Source organism: Paenibacillus sp. Root52 (assembly GCF_001426865.1).
In the GTDB taxonomy this organism is placed as follows: domain Bacteria; phylum Bacillota; class Bacilli; order Paenibacillales; family Paenibacillaceae; genus Paenibacillus.
This window is the reverse complement of sequence record NZ_LMFO01000023.1, coordinates 354,174-370,664: the sequence shown is the minus strand read 5'-3', so window position 1 is coordinate 370,664 and position 16,491 is coordinate 354,174. Positions and strand designations below refer to the sequence as shown.

Below are 16,491 nucleotides of genomic sequence, written 5' to 3'. Positions count from 1 at the left end.
AGTGAAATACAGAAAAATCAATCTTACAAAGGAGAGGTAATATGTTTATAGACCTTTTTAATAGACTCAGTATTACATTACCTATTCTACTCATTGAGGAGTTAGAAACTCACCATAAGAAACAAAAGGATCAAGATTACTTGTTGAGATTAATGGAATTTGACGAAGTCATTGAAATGGTCGATTTCATGTCTGAAATGGAGGTGTATCAAGACATTATTCCTTTATGGACAGATGATCATTCGAACTACATAGGTTTATATGTTCAAGGGGCTTGCCAATACAGAATCGGTTACATCAATCATGAGGAAACAGATTTATCTCCCGGTTTTAGAAGCGTACGTTCTTTTATATCTAAACTCGAACAACATCCTAATTTTGATTGGGATGAATTGAAGAAAGACTATCCGTCAGATATAGAAATTAGTCATGCTGAGATGGAGGAAGACTTACGTTGTATTGATGAATTAAACAAGCTGATAAGTTCTAACCAACAAATAGATGACGATATTCGTTGTCAGTATATTTTTTCAATTATGGCGTTAACACCGATAAGAAATCTTGATTCATTAATAAAATATTTAGATGACGAAGATATGTATGTTCAAGAGAGAGCGTGTGAGATTCTTGGTTTTCATAGATACATTCCAGCTAGAGATAAGTTAGTAGAGGTTTCTACAAACGGAATGCATAATGGGAAGCTCGCAGCGAAAAGAGCATTAGCAAGAATAAGAGAAGAGAACCAAGGAGCATTCTACTGGAACCAAAATATAAAGAAATAAGAGAATATAACGGACTAATACTAAATGATAAAGGAATTCATCGATGAAATTGTACTTATTTATTATTCAAAGCTTCTATGTGTTGACCTTAATGCCTTGGTTCATCATTTGGGGATTATCTTTTATGGCATTTGACAGTGGAGTTTCAATGTGGGGAATAACATTAGTAACGATCGTTACATTGTATCCTCTGGCTGTTGTAATTTGTTCGGTTTTATCTTGGTTATTAAAGAAAAAGGTGAAGACGATAAGTCTTATTCTTATCAGTGCATTTCCATTACTGTGGGTGGTTTCTTTCGCAGCATTGATCCTAGGATAGGACATCAAGAATATGGGAGTAAGTTGTGAGCAAACAGTTCGAATCAGGAGGTGCTAGAGATGGAGTCTTTATCCGTGCGATTGGAGATTGAAGAACTCATTAAAGAGTTTTCAATCAATAGGAAAGCGCTGTTCGAAGTCCGAAAAGATCAATGGAAGACGATTCTAGATCATATCGAAAAGCATTTTCTAAATAAGACTCATTACACTCAAGACTTGCATTGGGGATGGAATAGAATTCAAGAACCTTATTACGCATTGAGGTTTATCGAGCAACCTTATAAATCTGTTAAAGAGATTATTAAAGATGAATTTATATGGTTTATTGCTGAAGACCACAACGATAAAATGTGGGTTTATGAAGGGGAAAAGAATATTATTTTCGATAAAATAATTCCTGAACTTTACCATTTGGACGAATACTTTCTGGTATCGAAGAAATATGAATGGCTCGTATGTGAAGATCATCATGAGATTGTACATTTCTCAGGGGAAGGCATCATTAATCAAGCGAAGAAGTTTGAATTAGAGAACGAGAGCAAGATATTTAAGTAAATACACAGTCATCACGCTTCGTACTTCATATAACCTAATTTTTACGTTCTGACTTCTCACGGCTTATTGAAAGGGTGGATGGAAGTTGATTCAAGGAGAATTAATTTATAAAACAATCGACTCGCTAAAGAAAAGATTGGACAATAACAATCTGCTAGAATTGCAGCTTCAGGAAGGTTATCTAACTCAAGCTACCTGTACGTTTAATGAACCGGCAGATGAAAGTGATTTAATCGAATTCCAAAGAACATTAGGGTATGAACTTCCGAATGATTATATTAACTTTTTGAAGATAAGTAATGGTTGCTCGTTATTTGACCATCCGCAATACGGAGGAGAGGCGTATTTATATAAGTGGCAGGATATCCAAGAAGCAACGTATGAGAGTTCAAACGAGGGGTATCTGAAGATCGCCTATATCTACCAAGATAATATCGTAATTAATCTGAAAAAATACAGCGAAGGCTCAAATAATTACTTAATGGTTAAGGGGCACATAGACAACTTTGATGAGTCGAGACCCTTTAATATGAACTTCGAGTTGTGGTTTGATCGATTTATTATCAGTCAGGGAGATAAATTTTGGGACTGGTCAATATATACGGCAGAAAATTACTATAAATTAAAAGGATAAAGTACGCCTAGGCGATGTACTTTGTATGAGAGGAATTCAGAATGAATTATAAATTTATGTTGAAGGGTTACCCATTATATTATCTATTTATATTTTTACCAATTGGCTTTCTCCCTGTAATTACTATATTAAGTAATTATTTTGGTGATGGCATTCGAGTAATACTACTGATAACAACTGGGGTAATCGTGATTTCTCTAGTTATTAAAAGTTGGAGCGATTCACAAAAGGAATATGCGGTAGTGTTATCGCCCGAGGGAATAACAGTAAATAAGACGAGCTATTCGATTAATCAAATTAGTGAAATGAGAATAGGTACTAATCTTCTTCAAATTCAACTTTCCGATAAAAATAAAAAGCTAGCTTTCTCATTAAAGAGTCAGGATAAAGATAGCGTAATCAAGGCATTCAAAGAATATTGTGAAAATTTCGGGATAAAAGCAGAGGATTATCAAAAGGTATAAAAGTTGCTGCGCTGAAGGTAAAACAGCAGCTTATGATTGTGCTGTATGACCAATTGGAATCATACAGCAGGCAGAAGCGCCACGACGATACAAGCGTGGCGCTTTTTGTCATGCATCACGATGATGCACTCGTGATGCTGCTACAATTACGAGTACCGCAGTAATTAATACACGACCCAATACGTTGAGGTGCTACCTCTTTGACACAGCACCATAACCATATGTGGCTTGCAAAGTACAGGCCGCAAATGCAAGGAAATGCTGTGGAATGAAACAACAAGACTAAAAAATTATAAAAAATATCAGAATGTGTACTGACTTAAGGATTTTAATAATACTATAAATGAAATGGGTTTCATGAAATCCTTTTCAAGTATACTCAACAACTTGGCTAGTGCTCTTCAAAGCGAAGTGTGAATCTAGGTTTTCAAATCCCATTAAGGCGGCCTTGTAATGAGTCAGATTGTTCAGGGCAGTCATCAAAAAGCATTTTGTAAGCTTGATTCAATGTTATCAACTTTGAGGGGGAGCGTGTGTAGGATGAAGTTTGAGCCCAAAGAAAAGATCACTTTGCGAGGAATCGATATGGATGGCTGGGGTGGTGAAGGTACATAATCCAACACCTAGAAGTGTACTTTGTTCAATATTTGTAAGCGCTTAACCCGCTGCATAATTCAGTCATTTCAAGAAAGGAGCGAACACCCTGAACGGCAATTGAGAAGCTGAACAGGCTATGGCGCTCACGTTTGCACTGGAACAGATTAAGATCATTTACTTGAGGGAGGCCGCCCATTTTGAAAAAAATGATGTCTAAACCAATGATGATGTTCGTGTTATTTGCCACGTTAATGATGCTTTTGTCTGCATGCAGTGGTACAAATGACAAACCAGCCGATCCAGTTGCTCAACCAGCTGAAGTAGAGACGAACACAACACCAGTGCAGGAAGAGGAAGAGGACAAGGAAGAAGCTGTGCCGGCGCCAGATTTAGACGGCCGTGTTATTCGAATTTCTCACTGGTGGGATGCTACACCAAAAGGGGATTCAGAATCAGATGAACTTGCCCGCGAGCGTATTCAAATGGTGGAAGAAAAGTATAACGTAAAGATCAAATATTTGAATACAGAATATTGGTCTACCTCTGAAAAGCTGTCCTCCTCTGTGCTCGCGAACGAGCCATTTGCTGAAATAGTCCGGGTTCCTGATGGATTTATCTGGGGACTTATGCAGAGTGGTTTTCTGACACCGCTGGATGACTACCTTCAAGATACTCGTGTGGAGCAGGATGTTGTTAATGCTATGCGCTTTGGAGGCGACAAGGTGTACGGACTCGAAAGCTGGTATACACCTAATGATAGTGGCATGTTCTACAACAAGCGTATATTCAAGGAGGCTGGTCTGAAAGACCCGCAGCAATTGATGGACGAAGATAACTGGAACTGGGATACGATGCTGGATGCGGCGAAAAAGCTAACGGTTGATCGTAACGGTGACGGTAAAATGGATCAATACGGACTGGCTGGAGCGCATTACGTACTTTCTGAGATGCTGGTCGCGAGCAACGGAGGCAAATTATATGATGAGCAAACAGGTACAGTGACGTTTGATTCACCCGAATCTATGGAAGCGCTTAATTTTCTGCATGGTCTGTACAATGAGCACAAAGTGGTGAAGGCCAACGGAGGTAACGACTGGGAAGATCCAGCCAAGTTCTTCGGGGAAGGCACCATTGCCATGTATCCGGGTGGACTCTGGGAGATCGAAGGCCGGATTCTAGATAAGATGAAGGATGAGTGGGGTTATGTATACATGCCGAAGGGACCTCAAGCGGAGTCGTATTACGAACCATTCGGTCAGGCTACAGCTTACGTTGTTCCAAAGGGAGTGAAGGATGCAGATGTGATCGTGAAGATTTGGGAAGATCTGCAAGACTTCGATAACTGGCAAGATAACCGTAGGCTCTCGCTCGAGAATATTTTGCCGGACGAAGCATCCATTGCCAACGCGATGAATGATAATGGCCAGGTGCAGCGTCTGTTTGGTGGTCGCTTTGGTGGTCTGGGCATTAAGGATCAACTGGACAAAGTAACTGAGAAATTCATCAAAGGCGAGATTACACCTTCAACAGGTGTTGCCCAGGTTATCGGACCTGCACAGGCTGCGGTGAAAAAAGTGTTAAGCGGGGAACAGCCCGAGAAAAAATAGTTCGAGAAATCTGCGTTAACAAACAGGACGGCCTCATTTCTGATTTCATCCCAAAATCGATATGCGGGCCGTCTATCTAATTCACTACAGTCTGCTAAAGGGGGGCATCGGGTGAAGTTTACATTATCCCGAGTGACGCTTATCGTCGTTATGCTAATCCTCGTCATGGTGTACACGATATCCAGTTCCGGTGCAAGCGGCAATGCAAAGTCCGGGAATCGAACATCAGATCCGAGCCGTGTGATGCCAATCTCTGAATCTGCTTCTGAGGGTAGCTACGATTATTATTTGCAGCAATTCCAGAACGAGAAGCAGCCTTCCAGGGAAATTGTTATTCGCGGAGCTGACTACACAGCTGCGGAAGGAATGGAACCGAAGATGGTCACGGAGCTTGGTGGCGAGACTGGCAAGTTCATAAGAACAGAGGAGAGCGGTTCAGTGCAATGGGAAGTGGATGTTCCTGAATCGGGCATGTATCACATGACTTTGCGTTATTACCCGATCCAGGGTAAAAGTTCCGCAATAGAACGTGAACTATGGATCGATGGCAAGTTGCCTTTTAATAGCGCACGTAATCTGAGTTTTCATCGTGTATGGGTCAACGAGAAATCCGAGATCGAACAAGATAACAGAGGTAACGACCTGCGCCCACGTCAGACGGAGGCACCGATGTGGCAAGAATCTCTTCTGAGAGACAAGGAGGGCTATTATGAGGAGCCTTACCAGTTTTATTTTTCTGCAGGCAAACACTCATTGACGCTTGTGTCCACCCGGGAGCCTATGGTTATTGATTCGATTAGGCTACACCAGTATGAAGAACCGATATCCTATGCAGAAGTGAAGCAGGAGTATGAGAGACAGGGATATACGGAAACCAGTGGACACTTGATCAAAGTTCAAGGTGAGCATGCCAAGTACAAGTCATCACCAACGTTGTATCCAATCACTGATCGATCAAGCACATCCACAGAACCGTACGATGTATCCAAAATCAGAATGAACACCATCGGCGGAAACAACTGGCGTGTGCCAGGACAATGGATTGCATGGGAAATGGATGTGCCGGAGGATGGACTATACAAGATTGCGATCAAAGGTAGGCAGGAACTGCTGAGGGGGATCTATTCCACCCGTTCGCTGCAGATCGACAATAAGGTTCCCTTCCGTGAAATGATGCAAATTCCGTTCTTCTATGACTCGAATTGGCAGATGAATATGCTTGGCAGCGAGGACGAACCCTACTTATTTTATTTGACCGAAGGAAAACATGAATTGCAGCTTGAGGTCAGTCTGGGAGCGATTGCGCCTCTGATCCGTCAGGTGGAAGCCAGTGTGCTCGATATCAATGCGATGTATCGCAAAATTCTGATGATCACAGGTAACGTACCTGACCCCTATCGGGATTATCAATTAGAGAAGCAGATTCCAGACATGGTGAAGGTGTTTCGCGAACAAAGTGACATTCTAAATGCCGTATCTGAAGAGTTAATTCGTTTAACGGGGGAAAAAAGTGATAAGACCGCGATATTGACTAAAACAGCCTATCAACTGGCCGATCTAGCCGACAAGCCGGAAACCGTGCAGAAGCGGCTTGGTCAATTCAAAATCAATGTAGGCAGTGTCGGCTCATGGCTTCTGGAGGTGCGCGAACAGCCACTGGAAATTGACTATCTGTTGCTCGCTTCACCTGATGAGAAACTGCCGAAAGCAAATGATTCGTCCTTCCGAAAAGTTGGACACGAAATCTCGTCTTTTTTCCATTCATTTTTCGAGGATTATGACACCATTGGCAGCACATCTGATGAAGACAAGTCAGTCACGGTATGGATTGGTACAGGCCGGGATCAGGCTCAGGTGTTGAAGGCCATGATTGACGATACGTTTACACCGCTGACGGGAATTAGTGTGAACCTCAAGCTGGTGAATGCGGATGTTTTGCTGCGTGCTTCCCTGGCAGGAGAGGGGCCGGATGTGGCCATGCAGGTCGGAAATGATGTGCCTGTCAACTTCGGAATGCGGAACGCGGCAGAAGATCTGTCCGAGTATCCCGGCTATGACGAGTTAATTAGGCAGTTCAGGGATAGTGCGATGGTTCCCTATAACTATGAGGATCAAGTATTTGCACTGCCGGAGCAACAAATATTCAATATGTTATTTTACCGGAAGGATATTTTGGAACAGCTTGATCTGGAGCCGCCGCAGACATGGGAGGACGTCTACGCCATGATCCCGGTGCTACAGAAGCATAATATGGAAATGGCTTTGCCGCTTGCTCAAACGACAGGTGTACCCGTATTGGAAGTGAACCGGGCATATGCCATGCTGCTGTACCAGATGGGCGGTTCGTTTTATTTGGACAATGGCTCCAAAAGCGGTATGGATACGGAAACGGGGCTGGAGGCGTTCAAGGAGTGGACGAATTTCTATACCAGTTACAAGCTGCCACTCACCTTCGATTTTCCAATGCGCTTTAGAACCGGAGAAATGCCTATAGGTATTATGGATTACACCTTTTATAACTATCTGTCCGTATCTGCGCCCGAGATCAAGGGGTTATGGGAGTTCATTCCGGTTCCCGGCCTCAAGCAGCAAGACGGAAGTATCAAACGAGATGTCGCGAGTGGAGGTACGGCAACCGTTATGCTTAAGCAATCGAAGCATAAGGATGCGGCCTGGGAATTTATGAAGTGGTGGGTCAGCAAGGATGCACAGGTTCGTTTCGGACGTGAAATGGAAGGTCTGATGGGGGCGGCGGCGCGGTATCCAACGGCGAATATTGAAGCGTTACAGGAGTTACCTTGGCCTGTCCGCGATTATCGAAGTCTCGAAGAACAATGGGAATGGCTTCAGGGTGTTCCGGAGGTTCCGGGAGGTTATTTTACGGGTCGGCATCTGGACAATGCTCTGCGTGAGGTCGTCAATAACGGGACGAATTCCACCGATGCCTTATACGATTATGTGCAGGAAATTAACTACGAAATTCAGGAGAAACGAAAAGAGTTTAAATTGGACGGAATGCACTAGGGAGGGACTCTTTTGCAGAAGGCTAATATGGTGACCAAAACCGGTTCTCAGCCCAAACGTACGCCTGCCGGCTTACCCGGGAAGTGGGAACTCTTTAGGAGAGATATAAAGCGGGATAAGCATCTCTATATACTTCTTTCACCCTACATGTTGTTATTCTTCTTGTTTACCGTGTTTCCAGTCATGATCTCCACCTTCTTCAGCTTCACCAATTTCAACATGCTGGAGTTTCCAGAGTGGGTTGGTTGGGAGAACTACTCCAAGCTGCTCTGGAATGATGATGTGTTTCTGATCGGTCTTAAAAATACAATTATTTTCTCGGTGATCACCGGTCCAATTAGCTACATTGCCTGCTTTGTATTTGCCTGGCTTATTAATGAGCTGAATCCAAAGGTGAGAGCCTTCATGACACTGATCTTTTTTGCACCGTCCATTTCAGGCAATGTGTTTTTTATTTGGCAAATTATTTTCTCTGGAGATTCGTACGGCATTATGAACGGGTTCCTGATGAAAATAGGCATCATTTATGAGCCAATCCTGTGGCTACAGAATCCCAAATACATGCTTGCGATCATTATGCTTGTACAGCTATGGCTCAGTCTTGGAACCAGTTTTCTTGCGTTCATTGCCGGTTTGCAAACCGTGGATCGCACCTTGTATGAAGCAGGAAGCATCGACGGGGTTCAAAATCGTTGGCAGGAGCTGTGGTATATTACTTTGCCTTCGATGCGTCCGCAGCTCATGTTCGGAGCTGTGATCCAGATTACCTCATCCCTGGCCGTTGCAGAAGTGGCTACTGCGTTGGCAGGTTTCCCGAGCGTACAGTACGGAGCGCATACGATAGTTACTCACTTGATGGATTACGGAACGATCCGATTCGAGATGGGCTATGCTTCTGCCATTGCAACGGTGCTGTTCAGTCTGATGCTCGGTTCCAACCTGCTTGTTCAAAAGCTGTTAAAGAGAGTGGGGGAATAGCAGATGAAGATGGCCTTGCGTATGAAAAGGAAAATCAACAGGTCCTGGCAGGTCGATATCTTGCTTTTCCTTTTGCTCGGCGGATTTGGTGCGTTTATGGTCATTCCGCTTATCTATGTGATCAATAATGCGTTTAAGCCGTTGGATGAACTTTTTATTTTCCCACCAACGCTGTTTGTCCGGAATCCGACGTTTGAGAATTTTTCAGATCTATTTCAGGTGATGAAAAATTCATGGGTTCCATTCTCAAGATATATTTTCAACACGGTGTTTATCACTGCGGCAGGCACGTTCGGACATATTATGCTAGCCTCTGCGGCGGCTTATCCACTAGCTAAATACAAGTTCCGCGGGCACAAAATCCTGTTCACGATCATCGTGTTGTCTCTGATGTTCTCGCCGCATGTAACGGCTATTCCCAATTACATGATCATGTCCACGTTAGGCTGGCTCGATTCCTATCAGGCCATGATTATTCCCGCCTTCGCTTATCCGCTGGGTCTGTACTTGATGAAGCAGTTTATGGAGCAAATACCGGATGCGCTCCTGGAGGCGGCAAAAATGGATGGAGCCAGCGAATATCGGATTTTCTTTCAGGTAGTTATGCCACTTGTCAAACCTGCGTGGTTAACGCTGCTGATTTTAATGATGCAGATGTTGTGGGGAACGGATGGCGGTAGCTTTATCTACAGTGAGCAGCTCAAAACGATGCATTATGCCATGGGACAGATTGTTCAGGGGGGAATAGCTCGTGCGGGTGTGGGTGCTGCCGTTGCTGTCATCATGATGACGGTGCCGATCGTGACGTTTGTATTATCTCAGAGCCAAGTCATCCAAACAATGGCCTCATCCGGCATGAAGGACTAAGTGAGGGGGTGTTAGAGATGAAAGTAAGATCATGGCTAATCGTTCTGGCAGCTTCCCTGCTGATCTCCGGATTCGGACATAACGTGTCTTATGGGGCACCGTATGAGGGCTATACCTACAATTACTGGGGTAATTCGGTCAAGTCTCCGATTGCTTTTCTCCCCTCCAGAGTGATCACGGGTAACGATGCCGGAACGGGAGCATGGCAATCTCCACTGGATTTGTATGCTGCACATAATGGCTTGCTCTACGTCCTGGATTCAGGCAATGGACGCATTGTCGTATTGAACGATCAATGGGAAACGATGCGAGTCATCCAACATTTTGAGCATGATGGCAAAGAGGACAGTTTTCTGAATCCTGAAGGGCTGTTCGTTACGGAGTCAGGTCAGATTTACGTTGCCGACACCGAAAACAGACGAGTCGTGGAGCTGAATCCGGACGGTACGTTCGTTCGTGCCATTGGTGCGCCGGAGTCGGATGTGATCAGTGATACATTTGAGTATTTTCCCAGGAAAGTGATCGTTGACAAGGCTGGGCGCATCTATGTTGTCGGTCGTGGTGTCTATGAAGGGTTGATCGAATTCGATAGTGACGGGCGCTTTACGGGGTTTATGGGCACGAATCGTGTGCAGTTTGATCCGGTTGATCTATTCTGGAAAAGCGTGTCCACCAAGGAACAGCGGGAAAAGATGATTCGTTTTATTCCATTGGAGTTCAATAACGCAGATATTGATGAAGGCGGTTTCATCTATACAACGACAGCGGACAAAAACACAGCTTCGGCGGTAAAAAAATTGAATCCCTCCGGCATTGATGTACTTCGGGTCAACGGAGAATTTGCCCCGGTGGGGGACTTGAGTATTAATCGCTCCTCCTTCATTGATATTCAGGTGTCCGGCAATGGGGTCTACCGTGCTCTCGATTCTACGAGAGGGCGTGTGTTTACGTACAACGAGGATGGCAACTTACTGTATGTGATTGGTCAGCTAGGTAATCAGAAAGGCACATTCAAAAATCCGGTAGCCATTGAAAGCTACGGAGACGCCATCTATGTGCTGGATCGCGATCTTGGCCAGATCACCGAATTCAAGCCGACGACATTTGGAGGCCTGGTGAACGAGGCCAATCGTTTGTACAGCTCAGGCAAACATTCGGAAGCTGCAACGTTGTGGCAAGAGGTGCTGCGACTTGACGCCAACTATGAAATGGCCTATGTAGGCATCGGCAAATCAATGCTGAGAGAAGGAAAGTACAAGGAAGCGATGACCCACCTGAAGCTTGGCAATGATCGGGAATATTACTCCAGAGCTCTGGCGAAATATCGGAGAGAATACATGCGGGAATATTTCGGAATCTATATGACGGTGGCGATCGGAGTGCTTGTCAGCCTAATCATCTGGCGCCGAATCGCTAGATCGAGGAATGAGAGGGGAGCCCGAGATGTCGCTAATTAAGGAAATCAAATACTCTCTACATGTCGCTGTACGTCCATTCGACGGATACTGGGATCTGAAGTATGAAAATAAAGGCAGGCTGCGTGTGGCGCTATTAGTGCTGCTCGGTGTTACCGTAACGATGATTCTGAAACGTCAGTACGCCGGATATGTCGTGAATGACAACGATCCACTCTCTTTGAACAGTATCAATGAGTTGAAGTACATCATTCTTCCCTTCCTGCTCTGGTGTATCTCCAATTGGTCTCTGACCACGCTGATGGACGGAGAAGGCAAGTTCAGGGATATTCTGATCGCGACGGGATATGCCATGCTCCCGCTTATTCTCATCAACATTCCCAATATATTACTGAGTAATGTGATTACACTGCGTGAATCTTCTTTCTATTATTTATTTGACTCAATAGGGGTCATTTGGTTTGTCTGGCTGCTTTTTATAGGAACCAAAACGGTACATCAGTATTCCGTGATCAAAACGATTAGTACGATGCTGCTCACCCTGGTTGTTATGGGGATCGTTATCTTTCTGGGTCTGCTTTTCTTTAGCTTGATTCAACAGATTATCAGTTTTGTGTACACCCTCTATCAAGAGATCACGCTGCGCAAATAGGAGAAGGAAGGAGGTGTCAGAGGTGAACAAAAGTCGTACGATGTTTGCCATAACCATCATGATCGGCAGCTTGTTAATGACTCAAAATGTCAACTATGCAGAGTCGGTCTATGAACGAGCGGTGACCACAACAGTTGAGTCTGAACAACCTCATCGTAGCACTGTTGCCGAAACAGAAGCATCACCAGAGCAAAAGACGACAGAGTCTATTCAGGCTGACGCAGATCCATCCATAACCAAAGAGCTGGCAAATCAAGCTGCAAGCCACAACGTAATAACTGTTCCTGATGGTATGGAGGCTATCGCCGAAAACGAAGAGCTGATTCTGTATCTTCAGCCGGAAACGACAGAGATTGCGACGCTCGATAAGCAGCATGGTGAGATATGGTTCTCCAATCCGCAGGATCGGGAACAGGATGCCATCGCAACCGGATATAACAAGTCCCAGCTGAATGTACAGCTCGAATTGACGTATTACGATAACGCCGGCAACGCGCTCAAATACGACAATTATACACATAGTGTTCAGAGTGGTCAGTTTGAGATCGAAAAAGTCGAAGACGGCGTTAATATCGTGTATACGCTAGGTGAAGTCAATAGCGATATCGAAGCTATTCCCAAATATATTATCGAGGAACGTTTCAGGACTTTAATCCTCGAGAAACTGGAGGAAAAGGATCAGAAAGAGTTAGAGAAGCGCTTTCGTTACGATGAGCAGAACAAGCGTTACGAAAGACGGGATTCGTCTCTGAAAGGTGTTGGTTTGTCCAAAGTAACCCGAATTCTGGAATCCATTGACTATGATGAGGTGCAGATCGCGATTGACAAGGAAGCCTACGGTGAGGGAGAGAGCGGGCTTGAGAATGTCGTCGTGCCAGTGCACTATCGACTCGAAGATGGACGTCTGAGGGTATCGATCCCTGAGGGCGGTATCCAGTATCCGGATTCCATGAAGATTCAATCCTTGTCACTGCTACCTTTTTTCGGTGCCAGCGGGCCTTCAGAAGAAGGATACAGTCTGGTGCCGGACGGATCAGGATCACTGATTTATTTTAATAACCAAAAGACGCATGCATCACCGTATAGCACCACCCTGTATGGTGGGGATCATGCTGTTAATCAACTCACCCAGATTCAGAAGGAACAGAAGGCTAGAATTCCTGTGTATGGCATGAGTTACGGAAACAAAGGGTATTTAGCCATCATTGATAAAGGCGATGCGGTCGCATCCGTTGAGGCGGATATCAGTGGTAGATTGAATCAATACAATACGGTGCATTCAAGCTTTACGCTGAGCAGTATGGAGGAAGTTACGCTCACCAATGGATGGCGTTCCAGCACGGTCAAACGGTTTCAGGCACAGCCTTTTCATAATGAGATGGCAGTTGTCTTTGAATTTCTGGGTGCGGACAATGCGAGCTATTCAGGTATGGCTTCGACGTATCGGGATTATCTGGTTGAGCACAAGCAGCTGACGCGTTTGGCTGATGACACAGCACTGCCGTTTTACGTAGAACTCATTGGCGGTATTCCGAAGAAAAAGTTCTTTCTGGGCATACCCTACAATGCCTATGAGCCGTTGACAACCTTTGAGGAAGCACAGGAAATCTTGAAGGAGATGCAGAGCTACGGTGTGAGCGAAATTCAGCTTCGTTACTCGGGGTGGTTTAACGGAGGAATTCATCACGACATGCCTCAGTCAATTGATGTTGATAAGAAGCTAGGAGGTGCTCAGGGTTTGCAAAGCCTGCAGGCCTACACGGAGCAGAATGGCTTCGGATTTTACCCGGATGTGTCTTTTCTGGAGGTGTATCCAGAAGCTAAAGCGTTCAAGAAATCATATGCTTCACGTCAAGTTACAGGCAAGCTTGCGCAGTTGTTCCCATACCGGATCTCTACATTTACGCGGGATGAAGAGGCTTCACCAGGATATGTCGTCAGCCCGCAAGCCGTACCTGGCATTGTGGATGGATTTATGCAAGATCATATACGGCTAGGACTTTCGGGGGTGTCCCTTCGAGATTTAGGCGATCAGTTGAACTCCGATTTCAATCGTACAAATGTGGTAAATCGCGAGCAGGCGAAGAAGGTTGTAGTCGAACAGCTTGAGCAGCTGCATCATTCCGATGCGTCACTTCTTGTGGAAGGTGGCAATGTGTATGCAAGTGCCTACACCCGGCATGTTGTCGATGCACCTATGAGTAACAGCGGCTTTAACATAACCGACGAAGCCGTGCCCTTTTTCCAGCTGGTATATCACGGCTACATCCAATATGCGGGAAAAGCATGGAATATGGCTGACGATCAGTATTCTCTTGTCCAGATGCTGCGAGCGATTGAAACGGGATCAGCACCTTACTACACATGGTTCTATGCGGATCCATCTGCCATTAAGATGACTGGATTCGACGAGTTGTATTCAGCAGATTATCGGCGCTGGATTCAGGAATCAGCCGAGCGGTACGAGCAGATTAGCGATGTCCTGAACGACGTGCAGAATCAAACTATTGTGAAACATGAGAAGCTGAGCGATGGTGTCTATCAGACGACTTTTGAAAAAGGAAAAACGGTCATGGTCAATTACAACGATGTTGCTGCGAACATTAACGGCGTAAGTGTGGCAGCGAAGAGTTACCGTGTAGGAGGGGGTGACATGCCGGAATGAAACTCAAAAAGTTATCTCTTGAACAAAAAAACAGATATTACGGTTTGTATTTCATTCTGCCCTGGTTCATCGGGTTCCTATTTCTGTTCATGGTGCCGTTAATCTCATCGTTCCGATACAGTCTGAGTAATCTACAGGTGTCTAATGAAGGGTTCACCCTAGAGTTTATCGGTTTGGGCAATTTCCGTGAGGCTCTGTTATCCCATGAATCCTATGTACGAATGTTGACGGAATCAGTTCTGAATATTGTGGTAAATACACCACTGATTATTATTTTCAGCCTGTTTTTTGCCGTCATTCTGAATCAGAAGTTTCACGGACGGGTTTTGGCAAGAGCGATCTTTTTTCTGCCAGTCATTCTGGCCTCAGGCATCATTGCCAGTATTGAAAACGGGGACTTGATGCAATCCGTTGTACGCAATGCCAATGATATGACCGGTGGGGGACTGTCTGTCTTAAAAAATCTAGATCTGACGATTATGCTGCTTGAATCCGGCATGAGTCCGATTCTAGTTGAATATTTGACAGGTGCGGTAAGTCGTATTTATGAGATTGTCAGTCAGTCCGGAGTACAAATTCTGATTTTCCTTGCAGGCTTGCAGTCGATCTCACCTTCACTGTATGAAGCCGCCAAGATCGAGGGATCGACAGGATATGAAGCCTTTTGGAAGATTACATTCCCTATGCTGAGTCCATTGATTCTGACCAATCTGGTCTACACGATCGTGGATAGCTTCATCAGTGACCAGACCAGTCGACTTGTTGTGGATACGGCCTTCAAGAGCTTTAATTTTGGGCTCAGTGCGGCGATGTCCTGGATATATTTTGCCGTTATTGCACTGATCTTGTGGGTAACGACTGCCCTTGTGTCTCGCAAGGTCTTTTATCAGAATTAGCATTCCCGAAGGAGGCATGACATGAAGACAGGAACCGCATCAGGGCAGCGAACTGCAAAAAAAGAAGGGCTAGAGCGCCTAACTTCTACTGCCTACTGGTTTGAATTCATTAAAAAGTGGCTGTGGATTTTGGTGCGATTCGTCCTGATATTTGGCATTTCATTCGTTATTCTGTATCCCATTTTATTGAAGATATCAATTTCATTTAAAAGTATGTCCGATCTGTATGACCCGACAGTAATCTGGTTACCCCGCGAATTCACGCTGGATAACTTTAAATTGGTATTCACGGCAATGAACTACCCCAGTGTGCTGATGAATACCTTATGGTTGTCGACTGCTGTCATGCTGCTTCAGACGATAACGTGTGTACTGGCAGGCTATGGGTTCGCAAGGATCAGGTTCAGAGGAAGTGGTCTGTTGTTTGCCACGGTTATCTTTACCATTTTGGTTCCTTCACAGACGATCATGATTCCGCTCTATCTGAATTTTAAAAATTTTGATGTGCTTGGTTTGATTGAACTGTTTCGAGGCAGTCCTGCGAATCTGATTAATACGTACTGGCCGTTCCTGATATCTGCATTATTGGGCATGGGTGTGAAAACAGGTCTGTACGTATACATTTTCCGCCAATTCTTCAGGGGCATTCCGCGTGAGATTGAAGAAGCAGCATACGTTGATGGTGCAGGCTATTTCAAGACGTTCGGACGCATTATTTTACCAAATGCAATACCTTCCATGATTACTGTAATGCTGTTTTCGTTTGTATGGCAATGGAATGATTCGTTCTTCACCAATATGTACCTAAACGAGCCCAAGGTTATGTCGTCGATGATGTCTTCCTCCGGATATACGATCGCAACGTACCTGACCGGTGGTGGGCAAGCCGCAGAATCGTACACGCAGGATCCATTTTTCATGTCGATGATGATGAATACAAGTGTGCTGATGGCTATTCTGCCACTTCTGATCATCTATCTGTTCGTTCAGCGACATTTCGTAGAGAGTGTGGAGCGTTCCGGACTTGTGGGCTAGAC

Annotated in this window: 14 protein-coding genes; all 14 read left to right on the top strand. The window is 44.7% G+C overall.

Annotated features, from left to right (window positions below; genetic code table 11):
* The first annotated feature begins 41 nt into the window (after positions 1–41).
* The 14 genes from ASD24_RS19385 (at position 42) to ASD24_RS19320 (ending at position 16,489) form a co-directional block, all read left to right on the top strand.
* Positions 42–782 carry a HEAT repeat domain-containing protein gene (locus ASD24_RS19385; RefSeq protein ID WP_056699142.1) on the top strand — a complete coding sequence of 247 codons (741 nt, stop codon included), beginning with the start codon at positions 42–44 and terminating at the stop codon, positions 780–782.
* Between the two features lie 378 nt (positions 783–1,160).
* Positions 1,161–1,655 (top strand): DUF6756 family protein, encoded by a 495-nt coding sequence (locus ASD24_RS19375; RefSeq protein ID WP_056699136.1) that lies wholly within the window; start codon positions 1,161–1,163, stop codon positions 1,653–1,655.
* Between the two features lie 85 nt (positions 1,656–1,740).
* On the top strand, positions 1,741–2,289 hold the full coding sequence (locus ASD24_RS19370; protein WP_056699135.1) for an SMI1/KNR4 family protein: 549 nt from the start codon (positions 1,741–1,743) through the stop codon (positions 2,287–2,289).
* Between the two features lie 41 nt (positions 2,290–2,330).
* Positions 2,331–2,753 (top strand): hypothetical protein, encoded by a 423-nt coding sequence (locus ASD24_RS19365; RefSeq protein ID WP_056699132.1) that lies wholly within the window; start codon positions 2,331–2,333, stop codon positions 2,751–2,753.
* Positions 2,754–3,206: 453 nt separating this feature from the next.
* Positions 3,207–3,368, top strand: coding sequence for a hypothetical protein (locus tag ASD24_RS30375; RefSeq protein WP_156395493.1), 162 nt, complete (start codon positions 3,207–3,209; stop codon positions 3,366–3,368).
* Between the two features lie 188 nt (positions 3,369–3,556).
* A complete protein-coding gene (locus tag ASD24_RS19360; protein WP_235540722.1) occupies positions 3,557–4,957 on the top strand; it encodes an ABC transporter substrate-binding protein in 1,401 nt (466 codons plus the stop codon).
* Positions 4,958–5,107: 150 nt separating this feature from the next.
* Positions 5,108–7,981: an extracellular solute-binding protein gene (locus ASD24_RS19355; RefSeq protein ID WP_056699944.1), complete on the top strand. Its 2,874-nt coding sequence runs from the start codon at positions 5,108–5,110 to the stop codon at positions 7,979–7,981.
* A gap of 12 nt (positions 7,982–7,993) precedes the next feature.
* Positions 7,994–8,959, top strand: coding sequence for a carbohydrate ABC transporter permease (locus ASD24_RS19350; RefSeq protein WP_235540683.1), 966 nt, complete (start codon positions 7,994–7,996; stop codon positions 8,957–8,959).
* Positions 8,960–8,968: 9 nt separating this feature from the next.
* Positions 8,969–9,826 carry a carbohydrate ABC transporter permease gene (locus ASD24_RS19345; RefSeq protein ID WP_442952600.1) on the top strand — a complete coding sequence of 286 codons (858 nt, stop codon included), beginning with the start codon at positions 8,969–8,971 and terminating at the stop codon, positions 9,824–9,826.
* A gap of 17 nt (positions 9,827–9,843) precedes the next feature.
* Positions 9,844–11,283, top strand: a complete 1,440-nt coding sequence (locus ASD24_RS19340; RefSeq protein WP_056699124.1) for an SMP-30/gluconolactonase/LRE family protein — start codon at positions 9,844–9,846, stop codon at positions 11,281–11,283.
* Positions 11,270–11,893, top strand: coding sequence for a Yip1 family protein (locus tag ASD24_RS19335; RefSeq protein ID WP_056699121.1), 624 nt, complete (start codon positions 11,270–11,272; stop codon positions 11,891–11,893). The genes ASD24_RS19340 and ASD24_RS19335 overlap by 14 nt, the downstream gene beginning before the upstream one ends.
* A gap of 22 nt (positions 11,894–11,915) precedes the next feature.
* Positions 11,916–14,558 carry a DUF5696 domain-containing protein gene (locus ASD24_RS19330; protein ID WP_056699118.1) on the top strand — a complete coding sequence of 881 codons (2,643 nt, stop codon included), beginning with the start codon at positions 11,916–11,918 and terminating at the stop codon, positions 14,556–14,558.
* Positions 14,555–15,454: a carbohydrate ABC transporter permease gene (locus tag ASD24_RS19325; RefSeq protein WP_056699114.1), complete on the top strand. Its 900-nt coding sequence runs from the start codon at positions 14,555–14,557 to the stop codon at positions 15,452–15,454. The genes ASD24_RS19330 and ASD24_RS19325 overlap by 4 nt, the downstream gene beginning before the upstream one ends.
* 21 nt (positions 15,455–15,475) lie before the next feature.
* Positions 15,476–16,489, top strand: a complete 1,014-nt coding sequence (locus tag ASD24_RS19320) for a carbohydrate ABC transporter permease (RefSeq protein ID WP_082560467.1) — start codon at positions 15,476–15,478, stop codon at positions 16,487–16,489.
* The last annotated feature ends 2 nt before the right edge of the window (positions 16,490–16,491 follow it).